We start from the raw sequence: 18,691 nt of genomic DNA, 5'->3' as shown, positions 1-18,691 counted from the left end.
GCGGCCCCGACGAACTCCTTTACACCGCAGGGGAGTCCACGACGGTCCCGTGGGGCGGCCACAGTTCGTGCCACCGCAGATCCGCCTCCAACTGGGCGGCCAGCGACACGAGCAGCGGCTCGCTGTTCGCCGGACCGAGCAGCTGGGCGCCGACCGGCAGAGCGTCGCCCACGAACCCCGCGGGCACGTTGACCCCGGGCCAGCCCAGCACGTTCCACGGCCACGCGAACGGACACGCGGCGATCATGGCCCGGTCGGTGCCCAGCCCGTTCAGGTTCACCATCGAGCCGATGAGGGGCGGGGGAGCGGCGGTCGTCGGCGCGAGGAGCACGTCGTACGTCTCGAAGAGCGCCCCGATCCGCCGGTGCAGCGTCGCCTCGGCGCGGCGGGCCACCCGCAGGGGTGCGCCGCCGAGTACGCGTCCCAGCCGGGCGGCGTCGCGGGTGCGCCGGTCGAGGAGGTCCTGCTGCGGCACGTCGCGTACCCGCTCGGCGAGACCGACCGTCGCGCGCGGGATGAACGACAGCCCGATCTGCCCGTACCGCGGCTCCGCCTCCTCCACCACGTGCCCGAGCGCCGCGAGCCGCTCCGCGAGCGCGAGGACCCGCTCCCGTATGGCGGGATCGAGCCGGGCGGGCAGTGCCGTGAACGGCGGCTTCAGCGACAGCGCGATCCGCAGCCGGCCCGGGTCGCGGCCCACCGCGTCCGACACGCGCAGGGGAAGCGGGCGGTGCAGGTCGCCCTTGTGGTTACCGCTCGCCGAGTCCAGGAGGAGGGCCGCGTCCGCGACCGTGCGGGCGAGCGTCCCGTTGACCGTGATGCCCTGGAACGACTCCGGGCGCGGCCAGGTCGAGATCCGGCCACGCTGCGGTTTGATCCCGATCAGGTGGGTCCAGGAGGCCGGGATGCGGACCGAGCCCGCGCCGTCCGAGCCCAGCGCCGCCGGCACCAGACCCGCCGCCACCGCCGCGGCTGAGCCTCCCGAGGAGCCGCCCGGCGTGTGGTCGGCGTGCCAGGGGTTGCGGGTGGCTCCGAAAGCGGGCCCCTCGGTGAAAGGCCACTGCCCGAGCTCGCAGGTGTTGGTCTTGCCGATCACGATCGCGCCGGCCGCGCGCAGGCGGCGTACAGCCTCCCCGTCCTCGGTCTGGGCCGGGAAATCGCCCCGGCAGCCGAACGCGGTCGGCTCGCCCGCCACGTCCATGTCGTCCTTCACCGCCACCGACACCCCGAGCAGCGGCAGCCGCACTCCGGCGGCCAGCTTCTTGTCCGCCGCGTCGGCCTCGGCGAGCGCCGCCTCGGCGCGCACCAGGCGGAAGGCGTTCAGGGAGGGCTGGGTCGCCTCGATGCGGGCCAGTGTCCGCTCGGCCATCTCGCGCGCGGTCACCTCGCCGTCGGCGAGGGAGCGAGCACTTTCAGCCAGGCCATGAGCACGGTCGGGAGCCAAGAGGGGCACCTCCGAAGCAGGTCGTGTACCGCACGGTAACCTCCGGACGGGCCATCCGGTACGGGATATCGAACATCCTTTGCGGAAGGGAGAGTTCCGGCCACCCGGGGCCGCCGGGCTCCCCCGGCGCAAAGCGGCGCGCCGTGCTTCTGCAAGGATGCGTGACGTCATGGTGCAGATACCGAAGCAGTCCGCCCCTCCATCGTCCGCACAACGACCCGTGCCGACGAGTGCCGATGTGGCGCGCCTGGCGGGCGTCTCCCGCGCGACCGTCTCGTACGTCCTGAACAACACCAGCGCCGTCCGGATCAGCGAACCCACCCGCCGCCGCGTCCACGAGGCGGCCAAGGAACTCGGGTACGTCCCGCACGCCGCCGCCCGCAGCCTGCGCGCCGGGCACAGCCGCATGGTCCTGATGCCGGCTCCCTCCGTGCCCGTGGGCCCGCTCTACAGCCAGTTCTTCAACGAGCTCCAGTGGGCTCTGGGCCGCCTCGACTACACCGTCGTGCAGTACGGCAGCGTAGGCCTGCAGGGCGACGAGGCCGCCCGCGCCTGGGCCGAGCTGCGGCCGGTCGCCGTCCTCGTGCCGGGCAGCGGGCTCGGCCCCGAGGGCGTGGGTGTCCTCAAGCGCTCCGGAGCCCGGGCCGTCGTCACTATGGGCCCCGAGCGCGTCGAGGGCGCGCACGCGCTGCTCATGGACCACGAGCGGGTCGGCCACTGCGCGGGCGCCCACCTCGTGGCGCGTGGCCGCCGTCGCATCGGTGTCGTGGTGCCCCAGGAAACGGGCCTGGAGATCTTCTCCAAGCCCCGCCTCGAAGGCGTACGGCGCGCTCTGCGGGGCACGGACGCCTCGGTGACCGAGCTGCCGCTCGCGTACGAGGAGGTGGCCGCCGCCCGGCTCGCGGCGAGCTGGCGCTCCCTCGATCTCGACGCCGTGTTCGCGTACAACGACGAGTACGCGATGCTGCTGACGCGCGCCCTCCAGGACGAGGGCATCGGAATCCCGGACGAGACGGCCGTCATCGGCGCCGACGACCTGATGCTCGGCCGGCTGCTGCGGCCCCGCCTGAGCACCGTCCACATCGAGCTGCCGTCCGGGCGTGACCTCGCCGAGCTGGTGGACCGCGCGGTGCGCGAGCCCGGCGCGGCGCCCGAAACGCACGAGGTGCTGGGAGCGAGGGTCGTGCACCGCGAGTCGAGCTGAGAGAGGCTGGGACTGTTCCCCGGCCGGACCGGACACGGAGGCGCGTCATGCGGACCACGGTCGGCATCATCGGCGGCGGTCCCGCCGGGCTCCTGCTCGCCCGGCTGCTGCACCGGACGGGCGTCGACTGCGTCGTCCTGGAGAGCAGGACACGGGAGTACGCCGAGCAGCGCCAGCGCGCCGGAATGCTGGAGCAGGGCACGGTCGACGCGCTGCGCGAGTGCGACGCCGCCGGCCGCCTGGACGCCGAGGGACTGATCCACCACGGCATCGAGCTGCGCTTCGACCGCGAGCGCCACCACATCGACTTCCCCGCGCTCACCGGCGGCCGCACCGTCACGATCTACGCCCAGACGGAGATCGTGAAGGATCTCATCGCCTTTCAACTCGCCGACGGGCCACCGCTGTTGTTCGAGGCCGAGGCGATCGCCATCGAGAAGCCGGACAGCGACGCACCGGTTGTGCGCTTCGTGCACGAGGGGCGCGAACAGACCCTGAGCTGCGACTACGTGGTGGGCTGCGACGGCTCGCACGGCATCGCGCGCGACGCGTTCCCGGACGGGGCGAGCCACACGTACGCGCACGACTACCCGTATTCCTGGCTCGGGATCCTCGCCGATGTGCCGCCCTCCTGCGAGGAGTTGATCTACGCACGCGGCGACAGGGGCTTCGCCCTGCACAGCATGCGCTCGCCGTCGGTGTCGCGGCTGTACCTGCAGGTCCCGAACGGCACCGCCGCCGCCGACTGGCCCGACGAGCGCATCTGGGACGAGCTCGCGGCACGCTTCGCCATCGACGGCGACTGGCGCCTCGAGCGCGGTCCCGTCACGTCCAAGTCCGTGACGTCGATGCGGAGTTACGTTCACGAGCCGATGCGCTACGGACGGCTGTTCCTCGCCGGGGACGCCGCCCACATCGTGCCGCCGACCGGCGCCAAGGGGCTCAACCTCGCGGTGTCCGACGTCCGGGTACTGGCACGCGGCTTCGCGGCGCTGCACCGCACGGGATCGGCCCAACTCCTGGACCGTTACTCGGAGTTGTGCCTCGACCGGGTATGGCAGGCCACACGTTTCTCGTACGACATGACTAGGATGTTGCACGCTCAACCAGATGGGGATGTCTTCGACCACCGGGTGCAGCTCGCACGACTGCGCCGGATCACGGCATCCCGCCACGCGGCAGCCGAACTGGCCGCGAACTACACGGGATTACCCCTCTCACTGTGAGTGTCCCGCTGGTGATCAGTGATCGATCGGAGAGCCGTCATGCCGCTGCTCGACCCCAAGACCTGGCAGTCCCGCACGCTGTCGGGCGGTGAGTACACCGTCACCGAGCCCGCCACCGGCGAGGGGCTCGGTACCGTCACGCTCGCCACCGCCGAGGACATCTCGACGGCCGCGCGGACCGCCCGTGCCGCCCAGTCCGACTGGGCCAGGGCCCCGCACTTCGTCCGCGCAGCCGTGCTGCGCAGGGCGGGTGACCTCTTCGCCGCACACGCCGACGAACTGCGCGACTGGATCGTCCGCGAGTCCGGCTCCATCCCCGGCAAGGCCGACTTCGAACTGCACGTCGCCGCCCAGGAGTGCTACGAGGCAGCCGCGCTCGCCTCGCGCCCGACCGGCCAGGTCCTGCCCTCGGAGGCCCCGCGTCTGTCGTACACGCGGCGCGTCCCGGTCGGCGTGGTAGGGGTCATCGCCCCCTTCAACGCCCCGCTGATCCTCTCGATCCGCTCCGTGGCCCCGGCGCTCGCGCTCGGCAACGGCGTCGTCCTGAAGCCGGACCCGCGCACCGCCGTCTGCGGCGGCCTCGCGCTCGCCGCCGTCTTCGCGGAGGCAGGCCTCCCGGACGGCCTGCTGCACGTACTCCCCGGCGGTCCCGAGGCCGGTCAGGCGCTGGTAGCCGACCCGCAGGTGCCGGTGATCTCGTTCACGGGGTCGACTGCCGCCGGGCGCGCGGTCGGTGAGGCAGCGGGCCGTCAACTCAAGCGCGTGCACCTGGAGTTGGGCGGAAACTCCGCGCTGATCGTGCTGGCGGACGCCGATATCGACGCGGTGATCTCCACGGCCGCCTGGGGTTCGTTCTTCCACCAGGGCCAGATCTGCATGACGACGGGCCGCCACCTCGTCCACGCCTCGCTCTACAAGGAGTACGTCGAGCGGCTCGCCGCCAAGGCCGACTCGCTGGCCGTCGGTGACCCGCACCGCGAGCAGGTGCACCTGGGGCCGATTATCGACAGCGCCCAACTGGCCAAGATCCAGGGGCTGGTGGAGTCCAGCACCGCACGCGGGGCGAAGCTGGCGGCGGGCGGCACGCACGAGAAGCTGTTCTACCGGCCGACGGTGCTTGCCGGAGTCGACGACTCGACCCCCGCGTACGCGGAAGAGGTCTTCGGCCCGGTCGCGCCGGTACGTTCCTTCGCGGACGTCGACGAGGCCGCCGCTCTCGCCTCAGCGGGACCGTACGGCCTCTCCCTGGGCATCGTCACCAGGGACACCGCGCGCGGCCTCGACCTCGCCGAGCGCATCCCCACCGGCATCGCCCACATCAACGACCAGACCGTCAACGACGAGGCCGTCGCGCCCTTCGGCGGGATCGCGTCCTCCGGCACCGGCGCCCGCTTCGGCGGTGAGGCCAACCTGGAGGCCTTCACCGACGTGCGCTGGACGACGGTGCGCGGGGATGTGGCGGCGTACCCGTTCTGAGCGGGGGACTTACTGGCCGGCCTGGGCCTGCTGCTCGGCGACGGACTTGCGGACCTCGTCCATGTCCAGCTTGCGGGCCTGGCCGATGACGTCGTCCAGAGCGGCCTGGGGCAGCGCACCGGGCTGGGCGAAGATCGCGACCTGGTCGCGGACGATCATCAGCGTCGGAATCGACTGGATGTCGAAGGCGGCGGCCAGCTCGGGCTGCGCCTCCGTGTCGACCTTGGCGAACACCAGGTCCGGGTTGGCCTCGGCCGCCTTCTCGTAGACCGGCGCGAACTGACGGCACGGCCCGCACCAGGACGCCCAGAAGTCGATCAGGACGAACTCGTTGTCCGTGACCGTCTGGTCGAAGTTCTCCTTGGTGAGTTCCACGGTGCTGCTCATGCGTGTCTCCCTCTTTCTCGTGTCCGGGTCATGCCGGTTCGCACAACGCCGCCTGCCGGTGCCGTATTCCGCCTGCCTACCCGTGTGGCCACGGCGCACACGAGGAACCAGACTGACCCCATGACGGAAACGGAATCCATCGCGTACGACGTCGTGGTGCTCGGGGCCGGGCCCGTGGGGGAGAACGTCGCGGACCGCGCCCGCGCGGCAGGCCTCTCCACCGCGATCGTGGAGAGCGAACTGGTCGGCGGCGAGTGCTCCTACTGGGCCTGCATGCCCAGCAAGGCCCTGCTGCGCCCGGTCATCGCCCGCGCCGACGCCCGCCGCGTGCCCGGCCTCAGCCAGGCAGTGCAGGGCCCCCTCGACGCCTCCGCGGTCCTCGCCCACCGCGACTACTTCACCTCCCACTGGAAGGACGACGGCCAGGTCGGCTGGCTGGACGGCATCGGCGCCGACCTGTACCGCGGACACGGGCGGCTCGACGGACCGCGCACGGTGACGGTCGAGGGGCCCGACGGCGAGCGGCACGTGCTGACCGCCCGGCACGCGGTCGCCGTGTGCACCGGCACCCGCGCCCTGCTCCCCGACCTGCCGGGACTCGCCCAGGTCAAGCCCTGGACCAGCCGCGAGGCCACCAGCGCGCAGGCCGTGCCCGGCCGGCTCGTCGTGGTCGGCGGCGGTGTGGTCGCCGTCGAGATGGCCACCGCCTGGCAGGCCCTCGGCTCCCAGGTCACCGTCCTGGTCCGCGGCAAGGGACTGCTGCCCCGTATGGAACCCTTCGCCGGGGAGCTGGTGGCCGAGGGACTGGCGGAGGCGGGGGCGGACGTGCGCACCGGCACCTCGGTCTCCGCGGTGACGCGCGAGGGCTCGACCGTGGTGGTCCTGACGGACACCGGCGACCGCCTGGAGGCCGACGAGATCCTCTTCGCGACCGGCCGCGCGCCCCACACCGACGACATAGGCCTCGACACGATCGGCCTGGAAGCGGGCTCCTGGCTCGACGTCGACGACAGCCTCCGGGTCACCGGCAGCGAGTGGCTGTACGCGGTCGGCGACGTCAACCACCGTGCGCTCCTCACCCACCAGGGCAAGTACCAGGCCCGGATCGCGGGCGCCGCCATCGCCGCCCGCGCGGCCGGCGTACCGCTCCTGGAGACGGACCCGTGGGGCGCTCATGCCGCGACCGCCGACCACGCGGCCGTCCCGCAGGTCGTCTTCACCGATCCGGAGGCCGCCGCCGTGGGCCTCTCCCTCGCCGAGGCCGAACAGGCGGGTCACCGTGTCCGGGCCGTGGACGTCGAGATGTCCTCGGCGGCGGGCGCGGGCCTGTACGCCGATGGCTATCGGGGCAAGGCCCGCATGATCGTCGACGTCAACCGCGAGGTCCTCCTCGGCGTCACCTTCGTCGGCCCGGGCGTCGGCGAACTGATCCACTCGGCGACCGTCGCCGTCGCCGGCGAGGTGCCCATCGGACGCCTGTGGCACGCGGTGCCGTCCTATCCGACGCTGAGCGAGGTGTGGCTCCGGCTGCTGGAGGCGTACCGGGACGCGTGACGCCGACCTGGCGAGGGTGTTCCGCCGGACCGGTGGGACACCCCCGCCGCGGGTGACATGTCTCAGCCGGGCAGCGTGAAGCCGAGGGCCGCGGCCGCCTCCTCCGGCGTCGGCTGCCCCCAGCGCTCCGCCATCGCCTGGTTCGAGGACAGCGAGCGGGTCTCCGCCAGGTCGAGATAGAGCACCCCGTCCAGATGGTCCGTCTCGTGCTGGACGATCCGCGCGGGCCAGCCCGTGAACACCTCGTCGACCGCGCGGCCCTCCTCGTCCAGCGCGCGCAGCCGCACCTCGGTGTGCCGGGGCACCACAGCCTGCCAGCCCGGCACACTCAGGCAGCCCTCGAAGAACACCGCCCGCTCCGCGCCGATCCCCTCGTACGACGGATTGACCAGCACCCGGAACGGCTGCGGCACCCGCCCGCGCACCAGCCGCACCTCCTCCGACACCGGCGCCGGGTCCTCGATGACCGCGAGCCGCAGCGGTACACCGACCTGCGGTGCCGCGAGGCCGACACCCGGTGCCGCGTGCATCGTCGCGCGCAGGGCGGCGACGAAACGGGCCAGCAGCCCCGGAGCCAACTGGCCGTCGAACGGCTCGGCGGCACGACGCAGCACCGGGTCACCGGCGGCGACGATCGGCAACGGGCCTTCGTGGGCGAGAAGTTCCTCGACCTGGTCGCTCAGGGGACGGGAGGTGCTGTGGTCACGTTCGGATGCCATCGCGCCAGGATGCCAAGCGGGCCCGCGCGGAGCGAGGCGGCGCCAGGGGAGTGCCGCACCTTCCCGAATGTGACGCACGCCACGTCCATGCCCGGGAACTCGACGCCTCCGGGTCCCGACTACTGGACCGCCACCGGTGAAGGGAGCCCACTCCCGGCCCGCGGCCCGTTTCCGTCCCCTGCACGACCGGAGAACCCCGCCGATGTCCACCGCTCCCCCGACCACGACGGACCAGTCCCCGCAGTCCGTCTCCCCGGCACCCACCCGAAAAACCTGGTCCTCACTTCGACCCCTGGTACTGCGCCTGCACTTCTACGCCGGAGTGCTCGTCGCCCCCTTCCTGCTGGTCGCCGCAGCGACCGGCTTCCTGTACGCCGCCTCCTTCCAGGCCGAGAAGATCATCTACTCCCACGAGCTGACCGTCCCGGTCGGCGACAAGAAGCTGGCACTGTCCGACCAGGTGGCCGCCGCCCGCAAGGCCCACCCGGAGGGCACGGTCTCGGCCGTACGCCCCTCACCCGAGGCGGATGCGACGACCCGGGTGATGATCTCGGGAGCCCCGGGCATCGACGCCGACCACACCCTCGCGGTCTTCGTCGACCCGTACACCGCGAAGGTGCGCGGCGCCCTGGAGCAGTACGGCTCCACAGGTGCACTCCCGGTGCGCACCTGGATCGACGAGTTCCACCGTGACCTGCACCTCGGCGACAACGGCCGTCTCTACAGCGAACTCGCCGCCAGCTGGCTCTGGGTCATCGCGAGCGGCGGCCTCGGGCTGTGGTTCGCCCGCCGACGCTCGCAGCGCAAGGTCCGCGGGACGAGCGGGCGCCGCCGCACCCTGGGACTGCACGGCACGGTGGGCGTCTGGGCGGCAGCCGGCTTCATCTTCCTCTCGGCGACCGGCCTGACCTGGTCGACGTACGCCGGGGCGAACATCGACGTCCTCAGGACCTCGCTCGGTCAGTCGACCCCCTCGGTCTCGGCGGCGGGTGGCGAGCACGCGGAACACGATGCCGCGGCCGGAGCGGGCGAGACGGAGAGTGGAGCGGGGGTCGACGAGATCCTCGCCGCCGCCCGCGCCAAGGGCCTCGGCGACCCGGTCGAGATCATCCCGCCCGCCGACGCCTCCTCCACGTACGTCGTCAAGCAGGTCCAGCGCAGCTGGCCCACGAAGCAGGACGCGGTGGCCGTCGACCCGACGACCGGCGAGGTCACCGACGAACTCCGCTTCGCCGACTACCCCGTGCTCGCCAAGCTGACCCGCTGGGGCATCGACGCCCACACCGGCGTCCTCTTCGGCCTCGTCAACCAGATCGTGCTGATGGCCCTCACGGGCTCGCTGATCCTCCTGATCGTCCTGGGCTACCGCATGTGGTGGCTGCGCGGCCGCGCCTCCGCGTTCGGCCGACCCATCCCACGGGGTGCCTGGGCACAGGTCCCGCCACAGATCCTGGTCCCGGCCATGGCAACCATCGCCGTACTCGGCTACTTCGTCCCACTGCTCGGCATCCCGCTGGCGGTGTTCATCGCCGTGGACGTACTGCTCGGCGAGATCGCGCACAGGCGGGGGAGATCTTTCAGCCCGTCCGGCGTTTGAGGACGAGGCCGTTCAGGCCGACAGCGGGGGTCTGGGGGCGCAGCCCCCAGGTACGGGAAGGGTAGGGGCGGAGGGGGCGAAAAAACCGCCCCAACCCCCAACCCCCACCGGCAGGTTGCCCCGCAGCGCAGCGCCGCGCCGCGCCCCGCAGGCGAGTGGCTCCGTGGCAACGGTCCACGGAGCCTCCGCAAAAACCCGTTGGCGGACCACGGCGACCACTGCTACTTTTCCGGAGGCCGTGCGAGAGAACGAGGAGGTGGTACCCGTGAACACAGTATCGACATGGGTGCTCTCCTCCGGGGTCACGGTCGGGCGATAGGTCGTCCGGGAGCGCCGCTCTGCGCCCTCCCGAAAGGCACGACCATGCAATTCACTTCCGAACAACGCCTCGACGACGGCGTCCTCGAACGCGAATTCACCCTCGGCGAGACCCCTGGCACCCTGTGGACACCTGAATCCGCCGCACCGGCCCCGCTGATCCTGATGTCCCACAACAACGGCCTGCCCAAGGCGGATCCCCGGCTGGTGGCCCGGGCCCGGTACACCGCGGCGCGCGGCTACGCGGTGGCGACCATCGACGCCGCCGGGTGCGGTGACCGTCCCCGTTCCGCCGCCGACGAGCAGGCCCGTGCCGACCTCCGGCGGGCGATGCAGGCCGGCGAGCCGGTCGACGAGATCTTCGAGTCGTTCATCGGCCCGCTGGTCGAAAACGCGGTCCCGGAATGGCAGACCACTCTGGACGCCCTCCTTGAGCTGCCCGAGATCGGCGGCCCGGTCGGGTACTCCGGGGGGTGGACCGCCCTCGGCATCCGCCTTGCGGTGGTCGAGCCGCGCATCGCGGCCGCAGGCTTCTTCGCCGGGGGGTACGTGCCCCGTGCCCAGCGTGAGGAGGCCCGGCAGGTCACCCTTCCGCTGCTGTTCCTGCTGCAGTGGGACGACGAAGGGAACCCCAGGCAACGGGCCCTGGACCTGTTCAACGCCTTCGGCAGCAAGGAGAAGACGCTGCACGCAAATCTGGGAGGGCACACCGGCACCCCGTGGTTCGAGCTGGAGGACGGGTGCCGGTTCCTGGACCGACACCTGAAGTGAGGCCGGGCCGTCGGGCCGGCAACAGCCGGTAGGCGGCGTCGGCCGTGATGCCGTCATCGAGGACAGGTCCCGGCCCTCCTCGATGACGGCGCCCGGCAGCCGCACAACCGGATCGGCGTCCCGCCACAGCGCGGCACGACCTCCGCGATCCCTTGGTCACCGAGGCTGGAGGAACCTGGAACCGATACGCCCGCGGCGACCACACACGGTGACATCAGGACCGAACTCAACGAGGAACATGCGACGCCTCAAGATGCGAGCCACCAGACAGGCCTTAGGTCGTGTCCGCAATGTCAGGGGAGCCAGAGTCGTAGGCAGGCGATGGTGACCAGGGCTTGGTAGTGGCGGGCGCGTTTGTCGTAGCGGGTGGCGAGGGCTTTGTTGTGCTTGAGCTTGTTGAAGCAGCGTTCGACGAGGTTGCGGCGCCGGTAGGCCGCGCGGTCGAGGCGGCAGCGGCTCTCGCCGCGGCGGATGCGGCCGTTGATCTGGTCGATGCGTTCCGGGATCGCTGCCTTGATCCCGCGTCGGCGCAGGTAGGTGCGGATCTTCGTGGACGAGTAGCCCTTGTCGGCGGCGACCCGCTCGGGCCGGGTCCGGGGTCGCCCCGGCCCGCATCCCGGCACCCGGATCCGGGCCATCACTGCTTCGAACTGGGTGCAGTCGTTGACGTTCCCGCCGGTGAGGGTGAAGGCCAGCGGCCGGCCCCGGCCGTCGCAGGCCAGGTGGATCTTCGTGGTCAGTCCGCCGCGGGAACGGCCGATCGCCTCGCCCGGCCACGGCCCCCTTTTCGGGCCCCGGCGGCGTGCTGGTGGGCCCGCACGGTCGTGGAGTCCAGGCACACGATCGTCCAGTCGACCGCGCCGACGGCGTCGGAATGCTGCTGGACGTGAGCCAGCAGCCGGTCCCATGTGCCGTCGGCGGACCAGCGGCGGAAGCGTTCGTAGACCGTTTTCCACGGCCCGTACCGTTCGGGCAGGTCCCGCCAGGCCGCCCCGGTCGACAGCTTCCACAGGATGCCGTTGACCACCTGACGGCGGTCCCGCACCGGACGGCCCATCCGCGGCGGAGCGAGCAACGGCCCGATCACCGCCCACGACTCATCAGTCAACTCATGACGACGCACCACGAACAGACCAACGACCAACCCACTTTGCGGACACGACCTAGGACCGCGTCGCCCTCCCGCACTCGTCCCCAGAGGACTCGCCCCGCCCGACCGGCACGCTGCGGTCGTACGGGTCGACCTCCGTGCCGCCCTCGTCCGCCCGGCTGTCCGTGCCGAAGGGCGGGGTGAAGTAGCCCGTGGGGGCGTCGCAGCCGCCGTTGGTCATGTCGTATTTGTACGAGACGATCGAGAACGTGCCCGGCTCGGTGATCACCTTGTCAGGGTCGTCCCAGCTCAGGACCAGCTCGCGCCGGACGATCGTGCGCACGATCTCGTCGTCGCCGCCCGCGTCCGCGCGGGTGACCGGGTAGACGAAGGTGACGTCGGCGGTCACCTGGAGCGCGCCGCGCTCGCCCTCCCGGTAGGTGAGCCGGCCCCGGGTCTTCACGACGTCGCCGACCAGCTGGGTGCGGGAGGGCTGGAAGCGGCTGAAGAGGAGGAGGGGGTCGTTCTTCTCGCTCGGGGTTCGGAAAGCGGTTTTCAGGAGGTCTTGGACGTCCGTCTGGTACGGGTTGATCAGTGCAATCGCCTTCTCGGGGCGCTCGCCCTGCAGCACCCCGCGGTCCAGGCCGGACGCGACAAGGAATTCCCGGCTGCGGGCGAGGGCCCGCTCGACCTCGGCCGCGCTCATCCAGCCGACCGCCCTGGCTTTCGGCACGGTGATCCCCGCCGCTCCGCTCGCCCAGCTCGCCGCCGGCGAACCGCGGAACGGCTCGTCCATGGTGGGGCGTTGGGCCGCCTCCGCCGAGGGTGCCTGGGTCGGGCGGGCGGTCTCAGCCGCCAGCGGCGGGGAGTCAGGGTCGTCGCCGGCGAACAGGTTCACTGTCCGCCCCGGCGCGAGCGCCACCGCGAGCAGCGCCAGCGAGGCCAGGAGTCCGACCACGTACCAGCCCGTGCGCCGCTTGGGCCGCGCGGGCGTGTAGCTGCGCCAGCCCTCCAGGCCGCGGCCTGGCTCCGCGCGCAGCCGCTCCGTCACGTCGCGGGCCCGCGCCGACGGCTCCTTGGGCGAGTCGGCGACACCAGCCACCGACTCGCGCAGAAACCGCTCCCACTCCTCGTCGGACCTGGACGAGCCGTCCGGCTCCCTACCCGCGCCCATCCCCAACCCCCTGGCAATCAGTGGACCGCAGCCCACTCCCCTGTGACGCGTCCGCATCATGACACAGAGTGCTGACAGCAAGGCGGGCTGGGCGGACGGTGTGGGCGCGCACCCCTTTCTCAAGTCGCCACATCGCAGCCGCATCAGAGCTGCGAAGCACACGCTGAGTGGCTGAACTCCTCCGCAGACATTGAATACGCGACACCTCAACATGCGAGTCCACCAGTCCCATGGCCGAACTCGCCGCAGGGGCATGCGAGAAGGCCGGTCACCGTGGTGACCGGCCTTCTCCGCAGGGTCTGCTACACCTGCGAGAAATCGCCCGCGAGCGCCGAGGCGATCCTCAGGTGCGGCTCCGCCTCGGCGGACCGCCCCTGCCGCTGAAGCGTGCGCCCCAGCATCAGCCGGGCGTAGTGCTCGACCGGGTCGAGCTCCACGAGAACGCGCAACTCCGCCTCGGCGCGCTGAAGTTGAGCCGAGTGGTAGTACGAGCGGGCCAACAGCAGCCGGGGTCCGACCTGCTCCGGCACCTCCTCGACCAGGCCACCCAGAACCCGCGCCGCAGCGGCGTAGTCCTTGGCGTCGAAGAACATCCGCGCCCGCTCCCAGCGCTCCGCGGCCGTCCCGTGGTCGTAGTAAGTCGTGTTCACTGCTGACCTCCTTCGACGGCCTCAACGGCGGGCAATGATTGAATATTCCACGACCTCGGCCCTGGGGCTACGGGACCTCAGTCCTGGGGCTACGCGTCGGCCAGCTCCGTGTTTGCCCGCTCGGTGACCAGAGTCAGTACGCGACCCGCGATAGCCAGATCCTCGGCCGTAATGCCCGCGTACAGCCGGGCCGCGATCGCGTTGCCGCCGACGCGGATCCCCTCGAACAGCTCCTTGCCGCTGTCCGTGAGTGACACCCGCCCGGCCGCGGGCTCCAGCAGCTTCGCGTCGGTCATCTCGGAGACCGTTTCGTGAGCGGCCGACTCGTCGATCTTCAGTGTGCCGGTCAGGCGGCTCACGAGCCACGCTCGCTCGACCGTGCCGCCGTTGTCCGAGACGGCCCGAAGGGCCACCGACTGGTTGAACGTGGTTCCGCTGCGGGCGAGCACGATCTCCAGGAGGGCACGGCTCGCGTAGTGGGCAAGGCCTATGGTCTGGCCGTTGACAAGGGGAGTGGCGGTGGTCATGACTGCTCCTTCTCGGAAGGTTCGTCCGTGGGGTGTTCGTCCTTGGGATGTTCGTTCTCGGGTCGTGCTTTCTCAGGTCGTGCTTTCTCGGTCTCGGAACGTGGATCGAGTGGTACGTCGAGCAGGGTCGCCAACTCGCGGCTGAGCACCTTCGTGCGCTCGCCGTCGAGTCCGCCGAGTGGTTCCAGGAGCTGGTCCAGAAGGTCGTGGACCACTCCGATCGCGCGGCGGGTGACTTCGCGCCCCTCCTTCGTGAGGGACAGCCGGACCGCGCGGGGGTCGGCAGGATCCCGCGTCCGGTCGACGGTTCCGGCCGCCTCCAGGGCGCGGGCCAGCTTCGAGACGTAGAGCGGCTCGAGGCCGGTGTGGTCGGCGAGCGCGCGCTGGCTCGGCCGGTGGCCGGCCCGGTGCATGCCGTAGAGCGATGCCACCAGCGAGTACTGCGCGTGGGTCAGGCCCAATGGTGCGAGCGCCCGGTCGACGGCGACCCGCCACTTCATCGACAGCCGCCAGACGAGGAAACCGGGCGTCGCGTTCCCGGGCACCGAACTCACCAGGTCACCGACTTGATCGAACTCATGCGGGAAACGGTACATGGCTACTATATCCATGGCTACTATTTTTGAATCTGGTCAGACCAACGGCGTACGCGCCTGAGACCCGGGTCCTAGGCCCTCCGCCGGTTCTGCGCCAAGTGCCCCTCAATGGGCGGGTCGATGGACTGACGGCGGGTACCCCGCAGGGCTAGGTTGTGGGCCATGAGCAATCTTGATCGCGAGGCAGTTCCCGCCCTGTGCGGTGGCCGCGGTTTCGTGGTGGCCGAGCCGGTGCGCGAACTCCTCAGCCCCCGCCGGGTGAAGCTCGGCGAGTCCACCGAAGTCCGCCGCCTGCTGCCCAACCTGGGCCGCCGCATGGTCGGCGCGTGGTGCTTCGTCGATCACTACGGGCCCGACGACATCGCCGACGAGCCCGGCATGCAGGTTCCGCCGCACCCGCACATGGGCCTGCAGACCGTCAGCTGGCTGCACGAGGGCGAGGTGCTGCACCGCGACTCCACCGGCAGCCTGCAGACCATCCACCCGCGCGAACTGGGCCTCATGACCTCCGGCCGGGCCATCAGCCACTCCGAGGAGAGCCCCAAGTCCCACGCCCGCCTCCTGCACGGCGCGCAGCTCTGGGTCGCCCTCCCGGACAGCCACCGCCACACCGACCCGAGCTTCGAGCACCACGCGGAACTGCCTCTCGTCACGGCTCCCGGTCTCCGCGCCACGCTCATCCTGGGCTCCGTCGACGGCACGACCTCGCCCGGCACGACGTACACCCCGATCGTCGGCGCCGACCTCGCCCTGGCGAGCGGCACCGACGTACGCCTGCCCCTGGAGCCCGACTTCGAGTACGCCGTGCTGTCCATGTCGGGCGAGGCCCACGTCGACGGCGTACCGCTGCTCCCGGGCTCGATGCTCTACCTCGGCTGCGGCCGCACCGAACTCCCCCTGCGGGCCGAGTCCGACGCCGGCCTCATGCTCCTGGGCGGCGAGCCCTTCGAGGAGGAGCTGATCATGTGGTGGAACTTCATCGGGCGGTCCAACGAAGATATCGCACAGGCCCGTTCGGACTGGATGACGGGTTCGCGGTTCGGTGAGGTGGTGGGGTATGACGGTGGGCCACTACCTGCTCCTGAACTCCCGCCGGTGCCGTTGAAACCGCGGGGAAGGGTGCGCTGACCTTGGGTTCCAGCCTGAGAGGTTCCATGACGGACAGTGCTGCGTTCTCACGTGTGGCCATCTGTAAGCGCGAAGCCGCCGTCGTGCCGCAGGCGGTAGACCCCGACGGCGCGAGCGCCTTCTCGGTCCCGTCTCCGGTGCGCACTTCAACCCTCAGCACGTCGAGCGCCCGCCGGTCCGGCGTCAGCATGTGGTCGAGGCCGAGTCTCGTCGAGGCGTGCTGACAGCCGCGAGGGACGGCGGTCGGACGTCCACGGTCGCTCGGCGACCTGCACCCCGGCGTGCCGAGGTCAGCGGCTGTTCCACCGCGGTGTCCCGTTCGATCTGCGGCGGCGGGCTCAGCAACATCTCCCGCGGGTAGGCTTTGCCTGATCAGGCAAAGTCGGCGGGGACGAGGCATGGGCGGGGTGGAGAAGACGCGGGGTGGCGGGGCTGAGCGGGCGACCTCGCGGGACGTCGCCCGGCTTGCCGGGGTGTCGCACACGGCCGTGTCCTTCGTCTTCAACGGGCGTGCCCAGGGCAACCTCTCCGCCGAGACGCAGGAGAAGATCCGCAAGGCGGCCGAACAGCTCGGCTACCGGCCGAACGCGGTCGCCCGTGGCCTGCGCCGGAGTCGTACCGCCGTGATCGGTCTGGTCACGGACGAGATCGCGACCTCGCCGTTCGCCGGGCGCCTGCTGCGCGGGGCCATGGACATGGCGTGGAGCAGTGAGCACCTGGTGCTCACCGTCGACTCCGGGCAGGACCCGGTCGCCGAGGACGCGGCTGTCGCCGAACTGCTCGACCGGAGGGTCGACGGGATCATCTACGCCGCGCTGTCGTTGCGCCGCGCCCGAGTCCCGGAAGGGCTGCACCGCACGTTCGCCGTGTTCGCCAACTGTCTCCCCGAGGATGGCTCCCTCCCGGCCGTCATCCCCGCCGAGCGGGCCGGTGGCCGCAGTGCCGCGCGCGTCCTTCTCGACGCGGGCCACCGCCGTGTCGCCCTGGTGGGCGGTCTCGACGACATCGCGACCGCGGAACGGCTGCGCGGCTTCCGGGACGCGCTGCGGACGGTGGGGCTGACGGCTGGGAAGGACTGGGTCGTGCGCACGGGAGGGGAGATCTCCGCCGGGTACGAGGGAGCCTTGCGGCTGCTGGACGGTGTTCCCGCCCACCGGCGGCCCACGGGGATCGTCTGTTACAACGACCGGGTGGCCGCGGGCGTCCTCCACGCCGCCGCGCGCCTGGGCCTCGACGTGCCCGCCGAGCTGTCCGTCGTCGGCTATGACGACCAGGAACACATGGCGGCTTTCCTCAGCCCGCCCCTCACCACGGTCGCTCTGCCCCATCGCGCGATGGGAGAGACGGCCGTCCGCCTGCTCCTGGACGCCATCGACAGCGGGACCGCGCCGCCGGTCACCACCCGGCGGCTGGAGTGCCCCGTCGTCACGCGGGGTTCGGTGGGACCAGCTCCCAGCCCGTGACCTCGACGTCCGTCCCCGACACGGTGAGCTCCGCGATGTCGTCGTCCCGTCGGTACACCCGTTCCGTGGCCGTCGCCCGGTCACCCGCGAACAGTTCCAGCAGGGAGCCGTCCACGAGGATCCGTACGGTGAGGGTCTCGCCCGGCGGGGTCGCCAGGACCAGGGGGGCCGTGCCGTCCGGGCGGGAGCGTGGCCAGGCCGTGCGGTCCAGGGTCACCGTGCCGGACGCCGGGTCGAGTCGCACGGTCAGTTCGGCCCCGGACGCGGCCCGCAGCAGACTCACGGTCGCCGCTGAACGGGCGGTCACCAGCAGGTCGTACGCGAGGGGGAGTGGCCGGTGCGGTCCTGGTGCGGCCGTGAACGGGACGGCCGCTCGCAGTAGTTCGAGCTCCGGAGCCGGTACGACCCGTAGCGTGCCGTCCTCGTGGGTGTCCATCACCCGGGGTGCCGTGAGGACGCCGGACCAGCCCGCGCGGTCCACCTCCTCGGGCGGGCGTGACTCCCAGGACCAGCCCCAGAGCAGGGCGCGGCCGGACTCCGTGTCCTGGAGGACGGAGGGGGCGTAGAAGTCACGGCCGAGGTCCAGCGGGCCGCCGCCCGTACCGGCCGCGAACCTCGGTCCAGCGTCCGCCTGTTCCACCAGACGGCCCGTGACGTACGCGGTGCTCAGCGGGTCGCCGTCCCACAGGGCCACCGCCAGCACCCAGTCGCCCCCGGGGGTCGCCCACAACTGCGGGCACTCCCAGCCGATCGCCCGCTTGCCGAAGGCGCGGGCCGCCGCCGGGTCCCGGCCGTCCAGCAGGACCCCGGCGAACCGCCAGTCGTACAGGTCCTCACAGTCGTACACCAGGACGGACGGGGTGCCGTCGGCGTGGCCGGCGCCCATCAGCGCCCAGCGGCGTCCGGCGAAGCGGAAGACGAAAGGGTCCCGGAACATCGTCACGTCCAGGCCGGGTGGTGGGCCGGCGACCACCGGCACCGGCAGTTGCTTCCACCTCTGGAGGCCGTCGTCCTCGGCCACGGCGAGACAGATCGCGCTCAGGCCCTGGTGGTCGTGGTCGATCCCGGAGTACACCGCTGTCGGTACACCACCGTCGTCCACCACGCAGCCGGACCAGCAGCCCGCCTCGTCCGGGCCGTCGGGCGTGGGGCGCAGGGCGATCCCGTGGTCGTCCCAGTGGGCGAGGTCGGGGCTGGAGGCATGGCCCCAGTGAACGTTCGTGTGCACGGGGGCGTCGGGGTTGTGCTGGTAGAAGAGGTGGTATCGATCGCCCCAACGGAACGGGCCGTTCGGGTCGTTCATCCAGTTTGCCGGCGGGCGGACCCTGAAACGCGGGCTGTTGGCGTCGGTCGACCGGCTCACGGAA

The 18,691-nt window shown here is 71.6% G+C and carries 16 protein-coding genes and 1 pseudogene; 8 read left to right on the top strand and 9 right to left on the bottom strand.

What is annotated here, in order from left to right; genetic code table 11:
- Positions 1 to 19 precede the first annotated feature (19 nt).
- Positions 20 to 1,444: an amidase gene (locus tag OG266_RS04535; protein WP_371543006.1), complete on the bottom strand. Its 1,425-nt coding sequence runs from the start codon at positions 1,442 to 1,444 to the stop codon at positions 20 to 22.
- Between the two features lie 169 nt (positions 1,445 to 1,613).
- Here OG266_RS04535 and OG266_RS04530 point away from each other — a divergent pair, with 169 nt between their 5' ends.
- The 3 genes from OG266_RS04530 to OG266_RS04520 are packed head-to-tail and all read left to right on the top strand — an operon-like array spanning position 1,614 to position 5,350.
- Positions 1,614 to 2,648, top strand: a complete 1,035-nt coding sequence (locus OG266_RS04530; protein ID WP_371543003.1) for a LacI family DNA-binding transcriptional regulator — start codon at positions 1,614 to 1,616, stop codon at positions 2,646 to 2,648.
- A 47-nt stretch (positions 2,649 to 2,695) separates the two neighbouring features.
- On the top strand, positions 2,696 to 3,874 hold the full coding sequence (locus OG266_RS04525) for a 4-hydroxybenzoate 3-monooxygenase (RefSeq protein ID WP_371543000.1): 1,179 nt from the start codon (positions 2,696 to 2,698) through the stop codon (positions 3,872 to 3,874).
- Between the two features lie 39 nt (positions 3,875 to 3,913).
- Positions 3,914 to 5,350, top strand: coding sequence for a benzaldehyde dehydrogenase (locus OG266_RS04520; RefSeq protein WP_371542997.1), 1,437 nt, complete (start codon positions 3,914 to 3,916; stop codon positions 5,348 to 5,350).
- Between the two features lie 9 nt (positions 5,351 to 5,359).
- Here the strand turns inward: OG266_RS04520 and trxA are convergent, their stop codons facing one another.
- Complete coding sequence (trxA, locus tag OG266_RS04515; RefSeq protein WP_266472232.1) at positions 5,360 to 5,836, bottom strand: thioredoxin; 477 nt, start codon at positions 5,834 to 5,836, stop codon at positions 5,360 to 5,362.
- A gap of 21 nt (positions 5,837 to 5,857) precedes the next feature.
- On the opposite strand from trxA, the gene OG266_RS04510 reads away from it, so the two are divergent.
- The gene (locus tag OG266_RS04510; RefSeq protein WP_371542994.1) at positions 5,858 to 7,291 is read left to right on the top strand and encodes an NAD(P)/FAD-dependent oxidoreductase; all 1,434 of its coding nucleotides are present in this window, start codon (positions 5,858 to 5,860) and stop codon (positions 7,289 to 7,291) included.
- Between the two features lie 62 nt (positions 7,292 to 7,353).
- On the opposite strand, the gene OG266_RS04505 is transcribed toward OG266_RS04510, so the two are convergent.
- Positions 7,354 to 8,010, bottom strand: a complete 657-nt coding sequence (locus tag OG266_RS04505; RefSeq protein ID WP_266472228.1) for a peptide deformylase — start codon at positions 8,008 to 8,010, stop codon at positions 7,354 to 7,356.
- A 202-nt stretch (positions 8,011 to 8,212) separates the two neighbouring features.
- Between OG266_RS04505 and OG266_RS04500 the strand changes: the two genes are divergently transcribed.
- Positions 8,213 to 9,607: a PepSY-associated TM helix domain-containing protein gene (locus tag OG266_RS04500; RefSeq protein ID WP_371542992.1), complete on the top strand. Its 1,395-nt coding sequence runs from the start codon at positions 8,213 to 8,215 to the stop codon at positions 9,605 to 9,607.
- Between the two features lie 363 nt (positions 9,608 to 9,970).
- Positions 9,971 to 10,696, top strand: a complete 726-nt coding sequence (locus OG266_RS04495; RefSeq protein WP_371542989.1) for a dienelactone hydrolase family protein — start codon at positions 9,971 to 9,973, stop codon at positions 10,694 to 10,696.
- A gap of 293 nt (positions 10,697 to 10,989) precedes the next feature.
- On the opposite strand, the pseudogene OG266_RS04490 reads toward OG266_RS04495, so the two are convergent.
- The 5 genes and pseudogenes from OG266_RS04490 to OG266_RS04470 all read right to left on the bottom strand — a co-directional run bounded on the left by OG266_RS04490 (position 10,990) and on the right by OG266_RS04470 (position 14,637).
- A pseudogene (locus tag OG266_RS04490) lies at positions 10,990 to 11,819 on the bottom strand (IS5 family transposase).
- A gap of 40 nt (positions 11,820 to 11,859) precedes the next feature.
- Complete coding sequence (locus tag OG266_RS04485) at positions 11,860 to 12,960, bottom strand: hypothetical protein (RefSeq protein ID WP_371542986.1); 1,101 nt, start codon at positions 12,958 to 12,960, stop codon at positions 11,860 to 11,862.
- A 302-nt stretch (positions 12,961 to 13,262) separates the two neighbouring features.
- On the bottom strand, positions 13,263 to 13,610 hold the full coding sequence (locus OG266_RS04480; RefSeq protein ID WP_371542984.1) for a tetratricopeptide repeat protein: 348 nt from the start codon (positions 13,608 to 13,610) through the stop codon (positions 13,263 to 13,265).
- A gap of 89 nt (positions 13,611 to 13,699) precedes the next feature.
- Positions 13,700 to 14,137: a MarR family winged helix-turn-helix transcriptional regulator gene (locus tag OG266_RS04475; protein WP_371542982.1), complete on the bottom strand. Its 438-nt coding sequence runs from the start codon at positions 14,135 to 14,137 to the stop codon at positions 13,700 to 13,702.
- The gene (locus tag OG266_RS04470) at positions 14,134 to 14,637 is read right to left on the bottom strand and encodes a MarR family winged helix-turn-helix transcriptional regulator (protein WP_371552644.1); all 504 of its coding nucleotides are present in this window, start codon (positions 14,635 to 14,637) and stop codon (positions 14,134 to 14,136) included. Before OG266_RS04470 ends, OG266_RS04475 begins: the two co-directional genes overlap by 4 nt.
- A gap of 258 nt (positions 14,638 to 14,895) precedes the next feature.
- Here OG266_RS04470 and OG266_RS04465 point away from each other — a divergent pair, with 258 nt between their 5' ends.
- Positions 14,896 to 15,861 (top strand): pirin family protein, encoded by a 966-nt coding sequence (locus tag OG266_RS04465; protein ID WP_371542980.1) that lies wholly within the window; start codon positions 14,896 to 14,898, stop codon positions 15,859 to 15,861.
- Positions 15,862 to 16,259: 398 nt separating this feature from the next.
- The gene (locus OG266_RS04460) at positions 16,260 to 17,324 is read left to right on the top strand and encodes a LacI family DNA-binding transcriptional regulator (RefSeq protein WP_266472192.1); all 1,065 of its coding nucleotides are present in this window, start codon (positions 16,260 to 16,262) and stop codon (positions 17,322 to 17,324) included.
- On the opposite strand, the gene OG266_RS04455 is transcribed toward OG266_RS04460, so the two are convergent.
- Entirely contained in the window at positions 17,287 to 18,687 is a 1,401-nt protein-coding gene (locus OG266_RS04455) for a glycoside hydrolase family 32 protein (RefSeq protein WP_266474918.1), read from the bottom strand. The genes OG266_RS04460 and OG266_RS04455 overlap by 38 nt on opposite strands.
- Positions 18,688 to 18,691 lie beyond the last annotated feature (4 nt).

Origin of the sequence: Streptomyces sp. NBC_00554 (assembly GCF_041431135.1) — a bacterium.
Classification (GTDB): domain Bacteria; phylum Actinomycetota; class Actinomycetes; order Streptomycetales; family Streptomycetaceae; genus Streptomyces.
Note: the sequence above shows the minus strand (reverse complement) of the source record. Positions and strands in the feature narration are given on the sequence as shown.

Coding starts and splice junctions, on each gene's coding strand:
- OG266_RS04525 (WP_371543000.1), top strand. CDS start 2,696: ATGCGGACCACGGTCGGCATCATCGGCGGCGGTCCCGCCGGGCTCCTG.
- OG266_RS04475 (WP_371542982.1), bottom strand. CDS start 14,137: ATGACCACCGCCACTCCCCTTGTCAACGGCCAGACCATAGGCCTTGCC.
- OG266_RS04520 (WP_371542997.1), top strand. CDS start 3,914: ATGCCGCTGCTCGACCCCAAGACCTGGCAGTCCCGCACGCTGTCGGGC.
- OG266_RS04470 (WP_371552644.1), bottom strand. CDS start 14,637: ATGAAGTGGCGGGTCGCCGTCGACCGGGCGCTCGCACCATTGGGCCTG.
- OG266_RS04485 (WP_371542986.1), bottom strand. CDS start 12,960: ATGGGCGCGGGTAGGGAGCCGGACGGCTCGTCCAGGTCCGACGAGGAG.
- OG266_RS04530 (WP_371543003.1), top strand. CDS start 1,614: ATGGTGCAGATACCGAAGCAGTCCGCCCCTCCATCGTCCGCACAACGA.
- OG266_RS04460 (WP_266472192.1), top strand. CDS start 16,260: ATGGGCGGGGTGGAGAAGACGCGGGGTGGCGGGGCTGAGCGGGCGACC.
- OG266_RS04505 (WP_266472228.1), bottom strand. CDS start 8,010: ATGGCATCCGAACGTGACCACAGCACCTCCCGTCCCCTGAGCGACCAG.
- OG266_RS04510 (WP_371542994.1), top strand. CDS start 5,858: ATGACGGAAACGGAATCCATCGCGTACGACGTCGTGGTGCTCGGGGCC.
- OG266_RS04495 (WP_371542989.1), top strand. CDS start 9,971: ATGCAATTCACTTCCGAACAACGCCTCGACGACGGCGTCCTCGAACGC.
- OG266_RS04465 (WP_371542980.1), top strand. CDS start 14,896: ATGAGCAATCTTGATCGCGAGGCAGTTCCCGCCCTGTGCGGTGGCCGC.
- OG266_RS04500 (WP_371542992.1), top strand. CDS start 8,213: ATGTCCACCGCTCCCCCGACCACGACGGACCAGTCCCCGCAGTCCGTC.